The organism is Neotamlana sargassicola, assembly GCF_020523965.1.
In the GTDB taxonomy this organism is placed as follows: Bacteria; Bacteroidota; Bacteroidia; order Flavobacteriales; family Flavobacteriaceae; genus Neotamlana; species Neotamlana sargassicola.
The window spans coordinates 758,171-774,005 of the sequence record NZ_JAJAPX010000002.1 but is presented as its reverse complement, the minus strand read 5'-3'; the positions used below and the strand labels follow the sequence as shown (position 1 = coordinate 774,005).

Below are 15,835 nucleotides of genomic sequence, written 5' to 3'. Positions count from 1 at the left end.
TTTCCATCATTTGCTTACAAACCGATAAGAAAGCTTCTGCTTTTACGTTGTGTCCTTCTGTTTGTACGCTTATACCTTCTGGCTTAATTCCGAAATGCATTTCGGCATCTTCTTCGTTTCCTAAAACAATATCACAGTAAGATGTTAATTCTGTCATTACAGATTCTCTATGTGCATCGTCACAGTACTTCCAAAGTTTAGCTCGGTAATTTAAATCGGTTGAAATTGTGATGCCTTTTTCGCTAGCTGCTTTTACAGCTTCTAAACAAACATCGGCAGCTCCTTGAGAAATAGCTGGTGTAATACCTGTCCAGTGGAACCACTCTACTCCTTCAAAAACAGAATCCCAATCAATCATTCCAGATTCAATCTCTGCTATAGCTGAATGGGCTCGGTCGTAAACTACTTTACTTCCTCTGCTTACTGCTCCTGTTTCTAGAAAATAGATTCCTAAACGGTCACCACCCCATACAATTTTATCTACATTTACGCCGCGCTTACGCATTTCCATCATCGCACATTCTCCAATATCATTTTTTGGTAATCGGGTTACAAAATCAACTGGAACGCCATAATTCGCCAAAGAAACTGCTACGTTTGATTCGCCTCCTCCGTATACAACATCGAAACTACTCGCTTGCGAAAATCTTAAAAATCCTTGTGGGGCTAATCTTAACATAATCTCCCCAAATGTTACTACTTTACTCATTTATTTATAGTTTGTGTTTTGTGTTTCTAGAAAGTTATTTAAAAATTAAATTCCTAAACCTTGACCTCCACCTACTTGAATTGTTTCAGCTGTAAGGAATGCAGCAGCATCACTAACTAAGAAAGAAACAACTGAAGCTACATCTTCAGGTTGACCTAATCTACCTAATAAAATATTGTTTTTCCAAGAAGCAAATACTTCTGGTTTAGTAGATTTAATTTGCTTGTGGAAATCTGTATCAATAGTACCAGGAGATACTGCGTTCACACGAATACCATATTCAGCTAAATCTTTTGCTAAAGCTCTAGTTATAGCATGTACAGCCGCTTTAGAAGTACCATAAACACCTGCTCCAGGTCCACCAGCATTCCATCCTGCAATAGAAGTATAGTTAATAATAGATGCGTTTTCTCCTTTCTTTAAGTAAGGAATAGCAGCTCTAGATGCGAAAAAAGTTGAATCTAAATTTAAAGCCATAACGAAACGGTAAAATTCAGTAGTCATTTCTTCGAATCTAGAACGACCGCCTAATCCACCTGCATTATTAATTAATGCATCAATTCTTCCGTATTTTTCTCCAATTTTTACGATGTTTTCTGTTACTTCTTCTTCTTTAGTAACATCGAAACCGTAATATTCTGCAGTAATACCTTCGGCTGTTAATTGCTTAACACGCTCTGCTCCTGCTTCATCTTCAATTCCGTTTAAAATAACGATGTAGCCGTCTTGTCCTAAACGTTTTGCTACTTGAAAACCAATACCACCAGTTGCTCCAGTTACTACTGCTACTTTTTTGTTTGAATCACTCATTTTTGATTATTTTATATGTTAATTATATTTACGAATTTGATGTTTTTCTTACTGGTCCTATATTTTTTATGAACACGAAAATGGACAATACGCCCAATACTACAGATACACAAATTGCAACGAATGCTGGCGTGTATGAACTTTCTGTAATTTGACCTACAAACCAGTTCATAATCATTGGTGATACTGCAGCCACAGTACCAGCTAATCCTGCTAATGTACCTACCGAAGGCCCACTAAACAAATCACTTGAAATGGTTTGAATATTTCCTATAGCAAACTGGAAACCAAATAAGGCTAAACCAGCAAGGTAAATAAAGGCCATAAAATTATCTTCACGAACCAAGGTAATGATTCCAACGAAGCCTAATAAAATTAAAATACCTCCTATTGTAATGGTTATTTTTCTTGAAATATTTACCGAATACTTTTTCATTAAAGCCCCAGTAAACATTCCACCTAAAATACTACCAACAGCGGCCATTAAATATGAAATCCAAATCGTTTGTGTTTCTTTTATATTTAATCCAAATCTATCGGCAAGATATAAAGGCATCCAACCTACAAAAAACCACCATATTGGCTCAATGAAAAAGCGACATAATAAAACACCCCAGGATTCTTTATGACTCAATATTTTTTGAACACTTAATCCTTTTGGTTTTTCCTTTTCTTCTTCGGCATCATCAATTCTATCGTTTAAAATTAATTGACGTTCTTTATCTGTTATCCAAGTATGATCTTCTGGCTTTGCTTTATTAATAAATAACCATGGAATTACCCAAAGCAAACCAACAGCACCCAAAATAATATACGTGGTTTTCCAACCAAATTGTGTGTATAAAAATACAATTACAAATGGAGCTATTACATTTCCAATAGACGCTCCCGCATTAAAAATACCTTGAGCAGTTGCACGTTCTTTTATAGGAAACCACTCACCATTACTTTTTACTGCTCCAGGCCAGTTACCAGCTTCTCCTAAACCTAATAAACCTCTAACAATGGAAAGCGAAACTAAACCTCTAGCAAAAGCATGAAACACAGAAGCTACAGACCAAACAACAATTGATACAGTAAAACCAAGTCGAGTACCTATAACATCATAAAGTTTCCCTGAAGCGAACTTACCTATGGCGTAAGTAGCCATAAAAATATTTAGCATTATGGCATAATCGGAATTATCCATTCCTAAATCTTCACCCATTTCAGGCCAAAGCAAAGCAAAAGCTGTTCTATCAATATAATTTATAACTGTTGCTAGAAAGATAAGTGTAATAATCCACCAGCGCAATCCTTTTAATTTCATAATACTATACGTTTAGTTTTTAAGATTAATAATTAGTTTCTGTTTTTTTATTTTAATAGGTTTAATTGCTATTTAACAAAATCATATTAATTTTTAAAGTTTTACCGATGCTTAAAAAGCACCAGTAAAACTTTTCTTTCAACTTATACAAACAGAAAAACTAAATTATTGATTGTAAAAGCTTATTGGTTAAAAATCCTAATTAGTTAAATTAGGGTTTCTATCGATTTCATCTTGTGGGATTGGTGTATCATAATCTTCTGATGCATTCCAATCTGGTTTAGCTCCTTCGTAACCAGAAGCACTAAATACAACATCCCCTAATTGTCTTCTTTTTATATCGTACCATCTTTTTCCTTCAAAAGCCAATTCTATTCTTCTTTCTTCTAATACATCATCAACAGTTATTGAAGTTAAATCGGCAGGTACACTACTTGCTGGAACTGTTTCTTCAACATATCCCCCATTTGTAGAGTTCCCTCCATTTCTTGCTCTTCCTCTTACTTCATTTAGAAAATCGATAGCATCTGCAGCTCCTATTTCAACACCTGCTTCTGCAGCAATTAATAAAACCTCAGCATAACGCATCATTGAATAATTATGACTAGTTGCTCTTTTATTACCACGAGCGTATGGCCCAGGATAACGCGTATATTTAGCTATGTAAGGCTGATTTGCAGCATCTGCATGACCACTAATTGTAAAGTTTGTATAATCTACAGTTGTACCACCAATTGTAGCTTCTGTTTGAAAACTAACACGAGTACGATAATCGTCTGGATCGAAAGAATCGTAAACAGCCATTGTAGGAACAGCAACCGACCAACCTTGATCGTCGTCGTCTCCTCTAACACCCGTCATTGGAGCAGTTTGATCGTAAGCATTATCACTAGCTTCCACGTTATTGTAATCTAAAGCAAAAATTGGCTCTTTTGATGCGTCGATTAAGTTAGCATTAAACAACGTTTGAAAATCTGGATCTAAATCTACGTCGTACGTTCCTTTGTTTGTAATAACTTCTTTAGCTTTATCGTAAGCCATTTGGAAATAACTAGCATCACTTGTTCCTGCCATTGTTAAATATACTAAGGCAAGATAAGATTTTGCAGCCGCTTTAGAAGGCTTTGCTCTTGTAGAAACTGTATTAGGTAACCATTGCTCTGCAAATTCTAAATCTGATATAATATTAGCATAAACTTCGGCTTCCGGTGTACAGCTAACTGTTTTTCCCGCAGCAACATCAGTTATTGGCGCATCGAAATAAGGAACATCTCCAAAAAGTCTTACTAAATGAAAATAATAAAATGCTCTTGCAAAATAAGCTTGTGCAACTATTGGATTTAAAACAGATTCTTCTTCGTCAACTCCACTTGCTCCTTGAATAACAGTATTTGCAGCAGCAATTCCTAAGTAAATTCTTCTCCAAGGGTCGTATACCATTTCGTTATCTCCAGTAATGGTATGTGTATTCATTTCAACCCTTCTTGTTTGAGACGATTGTAAATTTACCATATCTGAACGAAGCATTAAGGCAATTGATAATTTTCTGCCCCAAATTTCTTCATTTATTGCATGCGTTAACGAACCATCGATTCCAGCTTGTAAATCTTCAGTTGTTTGAAAATATCCATTTGGGTCTAGTAAAGCAATAGGAGATTCTTCTAAATCTGAACATCCCATTAAGGCTATACCCATAAATAACAATATATATTTGTAAGTATTCATAATTTTTTTCTTTTAAATTAACAATTAAAATTTCGCACTTAAGCTAAAGGTAAAAGATCTAACAGTTGGATAATTTCCAAAATCGAAACCTTTAACTGTGTTACTGCTTGTGTTATTGTTTCCAGCAGAACCAAAGTAATTTACTTCTGGGTCTAGACCAGAGTAATCTGTAAATGTTAATAAATTTTGTCCGCTAACAGACAATCTTAATCGTTCCATACCTAGTTTTTCTATGATGCTAGAATCGAAGGTATAACCAATCGCTAAGTTTTTTAGTCGTACGTAGCTACCATCTTCTACAAAGCGCGATGACATTTCTCTTGAACTATTATTACCAACTCTTGGCTGATTAGTATTTGTATTTGTTGCTGTCCATGCGTTGTTAAAATAATCGTAAGTAGTATTAGCGTCACCATTGTTTAACTGTACATTAGTCATGTTAAAAATTTGACCACCTTCAGACCCTTGGAAAAAGATATTTAAATCGATGTTTTTATACGTGAACGTATTTGTAAGACCCCAAGTAAAATCAGGATTAGGATTACCAATAATAGTTCTATCGTCGTTTGTAATATCTCCACTTTCATCAATATCATAAAACAATGGATCTCCTGCAACTCCGTTTGGTAATGTTGCAGTTCCTTCTGGTAAGTCTCCACCTTGGTAAACACCTGCATAATCAAAGCCCCAGAATAAACCAACTTCTTCACCTTCTCTTAATAAGCTCGTGTTGGTTACACTAAAGTAGCTTGGTGCACCATTACGGAAATAATCGTCTCCATTAATAAGTTTGGTTGCTGTGTTTTTATTTTTTGAGAATACAAAATCTGTTGTCCAAGAAAAATCTTCTTTAGAAATATTTCTTGTATTTAACGAAATTTCGAAACCAGTATTATTAATTTCACCTGCGTTAGTAATGATGTTACTATTTAATAATCCAAAGTAGTCTGGAATACTGTTATCTACCATTAATACATCTTTAGTGTCGATGTTATAATAATCTAATGATAAAGAAACAGCGTTATTAAACAATCCTAAATCTAAACCAACGTTTGTTTGATATGATGACTCCCATTTTAAGTCTGGGTTAGCATTTTGGAATGGTGTAACAGCCGCTACAGTTTGGTTATCGCTAGAAGCATACAAGCTACTCAAGATAGCTAAAGATTGGTAAGCAGGAATAGACTGTGTACCAGTAACACCGTAACTACCTCTTAATTTCAAGTTTGAAATAACATTGCTATCTTTTAAGAAATCTTCGTTAGAAACTTTCCAACCCAATGCAGCCGATGGGAATGTGGCATACTTTTCGTTTGCAGCGAAACTAGACGATCCATCACGTCTTACGGTTGCTGTGAACAAATATTTGTCGTCGTAATCGAAATTAACTCTTCCAAAAAACGATTGAATTTCTCTTTCGTTAAAATAAATATCACCACTTCCGGCATTAATTAAGCTAGTTGCTGTGTATAAACCGTAGTAAGAAAACGAATCTCTAATAGTTCCTGTTCCTTCAGAATAAGATCCTTTGTTTGTTGTTTTTTGAAAAGAGTAACCTCCTAATAATGTTAAAACACCTTTACCTATCTCTTTATTATAAGTTAAATAACTCTCGGTTAAAACGCTATTGGTTTTATCTTCGTCTATAATGGCTCTACCATTTACACCAGAAGCCGTTATAATTAAAGTTCTTGGCATATAAATTCCTCTAAATGTATTTTGAGAACTTAAACCGAATGTAGTTTTAAAAGTTAATCCTTCTAAAATATCGTAATTAGCAAAGAAGTTTGCTCTAAAATTTTCTATTTCAGTATCATCATCTCTTTGAGTTGCAACTGCCCATGGGTTATCTACTGGATCTCCAATTAAATCGTTTGTAGAGAAATTACCATTGGCATCATAAATTCCTTTATTTGGATCGAAACGCATAGCTAAAGAAACCACATCGTCACCACCTACTGTAACCGAACCATCAGACTGAGTAGTAACTCCGCCTTTTTGGCTAACATTTGTTGTTAAATTAGCTCCTAATTTTAACTTATCTGTTACCTGAGCATCTAAGTTAGCTAAAACAGAAACTCTTTCGTAATCTGAATTGATTAACACCCCATCTTGTTGAAAATAAGTTCCTGATAAATAAAATTTCATCTTTTCTGAACCACCTGAAACAGAAAGTTGGTGATTTTGAGTATTACCAGTTCTATAAATTAAATCTTGCCAATCGGTATCGTAATCACCACGAACATAAGGTGTAGCCGTATTACCATTGGTTAATGCTACATTTTCTCTAACAGCATTTTGATAAGTAGTAAAATCGTCAGCGTTTAATAAATCTAATTTATTAGCTGTACTTTGAATTGCGTAATTTGAGTTTACTTCAATATTAATTTTTCCAGAACGTCCTTTTTTAGTTGTAACCATTACAACACCATTTGCCCCTTGCGAACCATAAATAGCAGTTGCAGACGCATCTTTTAAAACTTGAATAGATTGAATATCTCCTGGCTGAGGCATTGTTGCTCCAACAAAACCATCAACAACAATTAAAGGAGCACTGCTCGCATTAATTGAAGTATTACCACGAATACGCACACTTATAGGCGCTCCTGGCTCACCCCCATTGTTAGATTGCACATTTACACCTGCTGCACGACCTTGTAACGCTTGTTCTGCATCCAGAACTGGGAATGCCGTTAATTCATCAGCTTTTACTGCCGAAACAGACCCTGTTAAATCGCTCTTTTTACGTGCACCATAACCAACAACAACAATCTCTTCTAATTCTGCTAAATCTTCACTTAACGAAACATTTAATGTAGTTTGATTTGAAATGGTAATAGATTTTGTTACAAACCCGATATAAGAAAATTGTAAAACATCTCCTTTATTTACGGTAATCTCATAATTTCCGTCAAAATCGGTGGTTGTACCTTTTGAAGAATTTTGAACTATAACGTTTACTCCAGGAATAGGAACATTATCTGTAGCCGAAACTACTGCTCCTTTAATTGTAATATCGCCTTGAGCGAATAACACCACACTACAAAATAGTGTTAATAAAGTTAGTTTAATTTTTAAATTCATAATAGTCTTTTTAGTTTAATTTTTTGGACGACTAAAGTGGTTTAAACCGTCCTTTTCTTTTTTTAACCAAATACCTGATATTTATCAGTTTTATTTTGCATTTGGAAACACAAACTTTTAAAGTAAAACTTTACTTTTCTAGAAAGATTAAATCTTTCATTTTTAATAGAACTTGTTTACATCATATTTTGCTTTGTTTATTTGAAGTTATACAGTAGTTTTTAAAAAATTGGTTATTCAAATTGGTAAACCAATTTGGTTTTCCAAATATATGTTATATTTTAGTTAAAACAAATATTTTTATATAAATTATTTAACTTATTCTTAACCTTATAAAAAAAAAACAAAACACTGAAGGTTAGGACATTAAAAAAAACAAACTAAAACAACACTAATACATAAGTGTTAATTTTAAATTTTGTTCGGTAATAATGCCTCCTGAATTTAAAATCGTATTGTTGGCTGCCGAATTGTTTTTAGCCCCCCATAACAAAGCCACTAATTTTACCGGATTATTTTTAAAGGTATTATCCATTAAATTAACATTAACAATACCTCGGTGGTTTAACAGTATTCCATTTTTTTCAAGTTTACCGCAATTATTAAAAGTAGAATTTTTCACAATTAAATTACCACCAATTGTAGATTCGTCGTAACCACCACGATAATAATCAATAACATTTTGCTTTACATTGTTAAACTCACAATTATTTATTGTTAAATACTCGGTATTATAATCGCCTTTATCATTAATTTCTTCAGACAATTCTAAACCGTTGTTACAATCTGAAATTAAAGTATTTGAGAATGTAATATGTTCAGCAAAAGCTTGTTTATATACTTTTAAAGCAAAATTAAAACCTTGAATTGCTATATTGTTCACCTCTAAACCAAAGTGAGTAAACATATTTTCTTTTAAAGAAGCAAAAGCTTTAGTGGAGTTATTACCTTTTAAAACTAATCCCTCTACATTTAAAAACCCTTTTGGATGAAGCTCAAAAAGCGCAGTAGCCGCTTCACCATTATAATTTATAATAGTTTCACCTTTTGATTTTGCTTTAACCGTTATTGCTTTTGAAATTTTTAATGAATTTGAAATTGAATACACGCCTGAGTTCAACAAAATAGTATCTCCATTTTCAGCCTCATCAATTTTTTTCTGAATATTGTCTGAAACTGAAATTTCAAATACCTGACCTTCCTTAGTTTGATTGTCTTGCGTAAACCATGATGGCCCGTATTTTGATTTGTCAAAGATACCCGGATCTCCCACTGCTGTTTCAACAATAGCCCCAACACCGTTATTAGATGTTCTAGAGTTCCCAAATAAATCTGAGGTAATTTTATCAAAACCAAAACCTAAATATGGCTCAATAGTTAAAGTTTCAGTTGGAATAAAAACGTTTTCAGAAATAGATTTAATTTCAAAATTTGAAGCCGCTATACCATCAACTGGATAAAAATATCCGCCTTGATTATTGATTGCATTACTTTTAAACGTTACGCCTTCAATTTTATCATGTGCCACAACAATTAAACTATCTGATTTAGAATTATATAAGGTATTATTCGCAACTATTGTTCTAATTGGAATTGCCGAACGAATTTCGGAGGCTGGCAATACATCTTTTTGATCGGTATTTACTCCTACTCCAAATTGCCAAGGTGATTTACAATTTACATACGAGTTATATGCCACAACAACATCTGTAACTTGGTTATAACGATTTAATGGCGATTTTGGAATACCATTCATAACAGCTAACGGGCTTCTAAAACTTTCACCAATTAAATTGTAGAAATAGTTATTTATAATGGTATGCCCAGTGTTTATAACACGAATACCTCCAATATTTTTATTTATGCCATCTCCAATAAAATAGTTACCTTCAATTGTACAGTAATTTCCATGTCTGGTTACCAAAGACCCTTCACTTTTATAGAACACATTATTTTTAAACTGATTAAAGTTTGTTTTGCTCGAAATAATTTCAACCTCGCCATTACACTCTTCAAATAAATTATTTTCTACTAAAGTATAACTTGGAGCCATAGACGTATAACTATCGCCCAATTGAATAGTCTCACCACTGGCACCACCTTTTGGAGGACGAGGCCCAAAATGATTATTGATAATTCTGTGATGATTGTTAATGTGCTCGTTACCCTTTAAATCGATTCGAATAGTTGGCCCACGATTTGTTTTTCCAGCAATATAACAATTACTTAATGTATTATGTCTGCCCCAGAATTGCACCCAACGATCGGAATCGTCGCGCTCCATTTTATTAAAATCTTCAATTACAGTATTTGTTAACGTACAATAGTTTCCAATATGCTCATCATCCAACTTAAAATCTACAACGTTTCCTTTAGCATAACCGCCTTTAAAATGCAGCCCGTCTACCACTAAATAATTACCACCAAATTTTAATTGCGAAACCCCCGAAATAACAACACCGCCTGGTGTTTCGGCTTTAATAGTAATAGGATGATTTTCGGTACCGTTTGCTTTAAAATTTATTTCTAAATCCTTCCAATTACCATCTTTTAAAACGATAATATCGTCTGGCTTCGCATTTTCTATAGCATTATTAAGCGCTTCCGAATTATTTACAACAAGACTTTTTTGAGTGTTTTTAGATGTTTCACAAGAAAAAAATACAACAGAAACAATTAAAAAAACATAAAATTTCCTCATAATAATAGTTTAGTGTTTGTGGTTTTCCAAACTGGTTAACCATTCTGGTTTTCCAAATGTAAGGTTTTGACTCATACTACCAAAATTATAATTGTTAATTATTTGTCGAGGTTTCATTTCGCTATGATTTTAATTTTCTAAAAAAAGTATTTTCCCATTAAATAATTTACTATTTTTGCAAACCAGAACAGAACAGAACAGTTTGTGGATTTATCAATAGATTTAAACATAGAATTACCTAAATATCAGCAGCTTGTTAACGCCGTTAACGATGCCCTTGCGAACAACACCCTAAGCAGTGGTGATGCGCTACCTTCGGTAAATAATGTTTGTAAAGCGTACCATTTATCTCGCGACACTGTTTTTAAGGCCTACTCTATTTTAAAAGATAACGGCGTTATTGAGTCTGTACCTAACAAAGGTTATTTTGTGGCAAACGATACGCGTAAAGTACTATTAGTGCTCGATACTTTTAAGGCTTATAAAGAAGTTTTGTACCACGCCTTTGTGCAAAACTTACCCAAAAAAGTAATTGTCGATGTGCAATTTCATCATTATAACATTAATAATTTTAAAACCATTTTAAATAACGGAAAAGGCAAATATTACAAATATGTTGTCATGAGTTTTAACCATAAGGAGGTTCCAAGTGTGCTTTCAGATTTTGATAATGACAAACTCTTATTAATCGACTGGAATATTCATGCTAAAAAAAGCAACAATTACGTATTTCAGGATTTTGGTAACGCTTTCGCGGAAATATTAGAAGACGCGCAACCGGCTTTAAAGAAATATAAACGCTTTGTATTAGTTTATCCAACGTTTACCTATCATCCTGCCGAAGCCGTTACTGTTTTTAAACAATTTTGTAAGGCAAACAGAATAACCTATAAAATTGTTACAGATATTAATGAATTTGAAGTAGAAAAACACGATGCATATTTAAGTGTAAGCGATCGGGTTTTGGGCATGTTTTTAGAGCAATGCCGAAATAAAAACCTAGAACCTGGAACCCATGTTGGCTTTCTGTCTTACAACGAAACACCAATGAAACCATTTATTTACAAAGGCATTTCGGTTATTTCAACCGATTTTAAAGCCATGGGAAATATGGCGGCGCAATTTATAAATCAAGATCAATCAATACAAAAATATATACCCACTAAACTTATTTTAAGAGACTCATTATAATGTATTATTTAGGATTAGACATAGGAAGTTCTTCTATAAAAGCAGCTTTGGTTAATACCAAAACCAGTAAAAGCATTGCTGTTGTGCAAGAACCAAAACAAGAAATGGAAATGTACGCCGAAAAAAACGGTTGGGCCGAACAAGACCCAGACCTTTGGTGGCAATATGTTTGCAACGCTATTTCCCGTTTAAAAAGAGAAAACAACGTTACTAGCGAACAAATTGTTGGCATTGGTATTTCGTACCAAATGCACGGTTTGGTGGTTGTAAATAAAGCAGGTACACCATTACGAAAAAGTATAATTTGGTGCGATAGTAGAGCGGTTGAAATTGGTAATAACGCGTTCAAATCTATAGGCGAAAATACTTGTAACACCAACTTGCTAAATTCTCCATCAAATTTTACAGCATCCAAACTAAGTTGGGTAAAACAAAACGAACCAGAAGTTTTCAAAAAAATTCACAAGTTTATGTTACCTGGAGATTATATTGCTTTTAAATTCTCCAACACCATAAACACTACTATTTCAGGATTATCTGAAGGTGTTTTTTGGGATTTTAGTAAAGACGATATTGCCGATTTTTTATTAGACCATTATGGCATTCATAAAAACCTAGTCCCCGATATTGTTGCTACTTTTGGTAAACAATCTATTGTAAACGAGGCTGGAGCTGAAAGCAGCGGATTATTAGCAGGAACACCTATTTTTTACAGAGCTGGCGACCAGCCAAATAACGCTTTATCTTTAAATGTTTTTAACCCTGGTGAAGTCGCTTCAACCGGTGGAACCTCTGGTGTAATTTATGCGATCACTAATAATTTATCGGTTAAAGAAAGCTCTAGAGTAAACAATTTTGCTCACGTAAATTATTCAAAAGGAACTGAAGCACGCATCGGGAAATTACTTTGCATTAACGGCGCAGGAATTCAATATAGATGGTTGCTAAATAATCTCGCTGTTGAATCTTATGAAGACATGAACGAACTTACCAACAATATTCCTGTTGGTAGCGATGGTGTTTGTATAATTCCGTTTGGCAATGGCGCAGAACGCATGCTAAACAACAAAGATGTTGGTACGCGTATTTTAAACCTTAACCTCAACAATCATAATAAAGGGCATTTATGTCGTGCTGCTTTAGAAGGTATCGCGTTTTCGTTTGTATATGGCATGGAAATTTTAAAATCCGATGGCATAAAACCAACCGTTATACGTGCTGGAAACGATAATTTATACCGCTCTGAAATTTTTGCAAATACCGTAGCAACCTTAATTAATCAAGACATTGAAATTTACAACACAACCGGAGCTATTGGTGCTGCTCGTGCAGCGAAACTTCATGAAGGCGATTTTGAAAGCTTCGGAAAAGGCATTATTGAAAACGATTATGTAATGACTTACAAGCCATTAGAAGACAAAACACCTTACCTAGAGGCTTATAACAATTGGAAAAAAGAATTAGAAATTATATTAAAAAACAATAACTAAATTTTAAAATCATGGCATTAATAGGAAATAAAGAATACTATAAAGGTATTGGAGAAATTAAATTCGAAGGTAAAGAGTCAGACAACCCTTTAGCGTTTAAATACTACAACCCAGATCAAGTTGTTGCTGGTAAAACCATGAAAGAATGGTTTAAATTTTCTGTGGCTTACTGGCATACGTTTTGCGGACAAGGAAGCGACCCGTTTGGTCCTGGAACTTTAAACTTCCCTTGGGATGCATCAAGCGATGCTGTACAAGCTGCAAAAGATAAAGCCGATGCTGCTTTTGAATTTATTACAAAAATGGGATTTGGTTACTACTGTTTCCACGATGTAGATTTAGTACGCGAAGGTAATTCGTTTGGCGAATTAGAATCTAATTTAGCTGCAATTACCGAATACTTAAAAGAAAAACAAGAGGCTTCGGGTGTAAAATTACTTTGGGGTACAGCCAACTGTTTTTCTAACCCAAGATACATGAATGGTGCTTCTACAAATCCAGATTTTAATGTGGTTGCCAGAGCTGGCGGACAAATTAAATTGGCTTTAGATGCTACTATTGCTTTAAATGGTGAAAACTACGTATTCTGGGGCGGTCGCGAAGGTTACATGAGCTTATTAAATACTGATATGGGTCGCGAACTAGACCACATGGGGCAATTTTTAACCATGGCTAGAGATTATGCCAGAGCACAAGGTTTTAAAGGAAACTTCTTTATAGAACCAAAACCAATGGAACCAATGAAACACCAATACGATTTCGATTCGGCCACTGCTATTGGTTTCTTAAAAGAATATGGTTTAGACAAAGATTTTAAAATTAATATTGAAGTAAATCACGCTACGCTAGCACAACACACGTTTCAACATGAAATTGAAGTGGCAGCAAAAGCAGGTATGTTAGGTAGCTTAGATGCCAACCGTGGCGATTACCAAAACGGATGGGATACAGACCAGTTCCCTAACAACATTCAAGAAACTACCGAAGCTATGCTTGTATTTTTAAAAGCAGGTGGCTTACAAGGTGGTGGTGTTAATTTTGATGCTAAAATTAGAAGAAATTCAACCGATTTAGAAGATGTATTTTTAGCACACATTGGTGGTGCCGATACCTTTGCTAGAGCTTTAATTACTGCCGATAAAATTATTTCGTCGTCTCCTTACGATAAGTTAAGAAAAGAACGTTACAGCAGCTTTGATTCTGGAAAAGGAAAAGATTTTGAAGCTGGTAAATTAAGCTTAACCGATTTATATGATATCGCTCAAGAAAACGGCGAATTACCATTACAAAGCGGTAAACAAGAATTGTTCGAGAATATAATTAATCAGTATATTTAAGACTGCTTCAAATACATTAAAAAAAATCCTTGTATTTATTTACAAGGATTTTTTTATTCACGTCATTTAATTTAAATCTGTAACGTTGGCAATTAAGCATAAAAAAAGCTTCAATTTCTTGAAGCTTTTTGTGACCGCGGCAGGATTCAAACCTGCAACCTCTTGAGCCGTAATCAAGTGCGCTATTCAGTTGCGCCACGCGGCCGTTTTTTGTGGGTGCAAATATATATTTTTATTAATATACCACCAAAATATATTTACTGTTTTTTCTGAGATTTTTTAGTTTACCATCCAAATGCTTTGCGTACGAACAAGTCTAAGTTCTTACTAAACAATTTCGGCATTTAATCCGGCTTCTAAAAGCATAGAACAGCGCGGTTTTAAATCGCTATAAACTCCAGTTTTTACAGTACACTTTCCATTATAATGTACTATTATTGAACATTGCTCTGCTTGCTCTAAAGTATGATCGCAGGCATAAATTAAAGTTTCTATAACATGATCGAAGGTATTAACATCGTCGTTGTATAAAACAATTTCGTTTTGAGTAGATACTTTTTCTTCGAGTAATACTTCTTCTAACGCTTTTTCTTTGGTACTCATGCTATTGTAGTTATGTTATAATATAATACTAATTTATAAATTTTAATGCAACCCAATTATTTCTTTCTAACTTTTCTTCAAAATTTAACATTAAGTTCTTACAAGCTTCTTTTATAATTGGGATATCATCATTATAAAATCCGCTTAAAAACAACATACCTCCTTTATTTAAACAAGATACGTACGTAGCCATATCTTGCAACAAAATATTACGGTTTATATTTGCGATAACAATATCATATTTGTTTTTACCTAATACGCTAGCATCGCCCTCTATTACTGTAATATGCTCGCAGTTGTTACGTTCTACATTTTCTAAACTATTTAAATAGCACCAATTATCATAATCTATGGCATCAATTGGCTTTGCTCCTTTTTTTTCGGCCAAAATGGCTAAAACTCCTGTACCGCAACCCATATCGAGAACCGATTTATCTTTAAAATCGTTTTTTAAGATGTGCTGAATCATCATGTGTGTGGTTTCATGATGACCGGTACCAAAACTCATTTTTGGCTCGATAACAATGTCGTATTCTACGTTAAATTTCTCATGAAATGGTGCACGAACTGCACAAGCATCGTCAACAACTATTGGGTTAAAGTTTTTTTCCCATTCGGCATTCCAGTTGGTTTGTTCTATTTCTTCGAAGGTGAAAGAAATTTCAAACTCATCAGAATTTAATATTTGTATATCTTCTAGAATAGATTGATTCCACTCTTCTTTTTGAATGTATGCCGTTACGCCTTCTTCGGTTTCTACAAAACTCTCGAAACCTGCGTAACCTAATTCGGCTATTAAAATTTCTACAGCGGGTTGTTGTGGCTCTACTTTAAAATAATATCCTAGATATATGGTATTTGACATATTGCAGTTTT

The 15,835-nt window shown here is 34.0% G+C and carries 11 protein-coding genes and 1 tRNA gene; 3 read left to right on the top strand and 9 right to left on the bottom strand.

Annotated features, from left to right (window positions below):
• From LG651_RS07965 to LG651_RS07940, 6 genes are all read right to left on the bottom strand, one after another.
• Positions 1 to 709 (bottom strand): sugar kinase (locus LG651_RS07965; protein WP_226694997.1); only part of this gene is annotated, 709 nt, incomplete at its 3' end.
• Positions 710 to 754: 45 nt separating this feature from the next.
• On the bottom strand, positions 755 to 1,519 hold the full coding sequence (locus LG651_RS07960; RefSeq protein ID WP_226695598.1) for an SDR family NAD(P)-dependent oxidoreductase: 765 nt from the start codon (positions 1,517 to 1,519) through the stop codon (positions 755 to 757).
• Positions 1,520 to 1,547: 28 nt separating this feature from the next.
• Positions 1,548 to 2,828 (bottom strand): MFS transporter, encoded by a 1,281-nt coding sequence (locus tag LG651_RS07955; RefSeq protein ID WP_226695597.1) that lies wholly within the window; start codon positions 2,826 to 2,828, stop codon positions 1,548 to 1,550.
• A gap of 198 nt (positions 2,829 to 3,026) precedes the next feature.
• On the bottom strand, positions 3,027 to 4,553 hold the full coding sequence (locus LG651_RS07950; RefSeq protein WP_226695596.1) for a RagB/SusD family nutrient uptake outer membrane protein: 1,527 nt from the start codon (positions 4,551 to 4,553) through the stop codon (positions 3,027 to 3,029).
• 24 nt (positions 4,554 to 4,577) lie between these two features.
• Complete coding sequence (locus LG651_RS07945; protein ID WP_226695595.1) at positions 4,578 to 7,637, bottom strand: SusC/RagA family TonB-linked outer membrane protein; 3,060 nt, start codon at positions 7,635 to 7,637, stop codon at positions 4,578 to 4,580.
• Between the two features lie 391 nt (positions 7,638 to 8,028).
• Positions 8,029 to 10,338 carry a chondroitinase-B domain-containing protein gene (locus LG651_RS07940; RefSeq protein ID WP_226695594.1) on the bottom strand — a complete coding sequence of 770 codons (2,310 nt, stop codon included), beginning with the start codon at positions 10,336 to 10,338 and terminating at the stop codon, positions 8,029 to 8,031.
• Between the two features lie 204 nt (positions 10,339 to 10,542).
• Between LG651_RS07940 and LG651_RS07935 the strand changes: the two genes are divergently transcribed.
• The 3 genes from LG651_RS07935 to xylA are packed head-to-tail and all read left to right on the top strand — an operon-like array spanning position 10,543 to position 14,356.
• Entirely contained in the window at positions 10,543 to 11,529 is a 987-nt protein-coding gene (locus tag LG651_RS07935; RefSeq protein ID WP_226695593.1) for a GntR family transcriptional regulator, read from the top strand.
• Entirely contained in the window at positions 11,529 to 13,019 is a 1,491-nt protein-coding gene (locus tag LG651_RS07930; RefSeq protein WP_226695592.1) for a xylulokinase, read from the top strand. Before LG651_RS07935 ends, LG651_RS07930 begins: the two co-directional genes overlap by 1 nt.
• A gap of 11 nt (positions 13,020 to 13,030) precedes the next feature.
• On the top strand, positions 13,031 to 14,356 hold the full coding sequence (gene xylA, locus LG651_RS07925) for a xylose isomerase (RefSeq protein WP_226695591.1): 1,326 nt from the start codon (positions 13,031 to 13,033) through the stop codon (positions 14,354 to 14,356).
• A 131-nt stretch (positions 14,357 to 14,487) separates the two neighbouring features.
• Here xylA and LG651_RS07920 read toward each other — a convergent pair.
• The 3 genes from LG651_RS07920 to prmA form a co-directional block, all read right to left on the bottom strand.
• Positions 14,488 to 14,561 (bottom strand) — tRNA-Arg (locus LG651_RS07920).
• A gap of 122 nt (positions 14,562 to 14,683) precedes the next feature.
• On the bottom strand, positions 14,684 to 14,959 hold the full coding sequence (locus LG651_RS07915; RefSeq protein ID WP_226695590.1) for an ATP-dependent Clp protease adaptor ClpS: 276 nt from the start codon (positions 14,957 to 14,959) through the stop codon (positions 14,684 to 14,686).
• A 28-nt stretch (positions 14,960 to 14,987) separates the two neighbouring features.
• Complete coding sequence (gene prmA, locus LG651_RS07910) at positions 14,988 to 15,824, bottom strand: 50S ribosomal protein L11 methyltransferase (RefSeq protein WP_226695589.1); 837 nt, start codon at positions 15,822 to 15,824, stop codon at positions 14,988 to 14,990.
• Positions 15,825 to 15,835 lie beyond the last annotated feature (11 nt).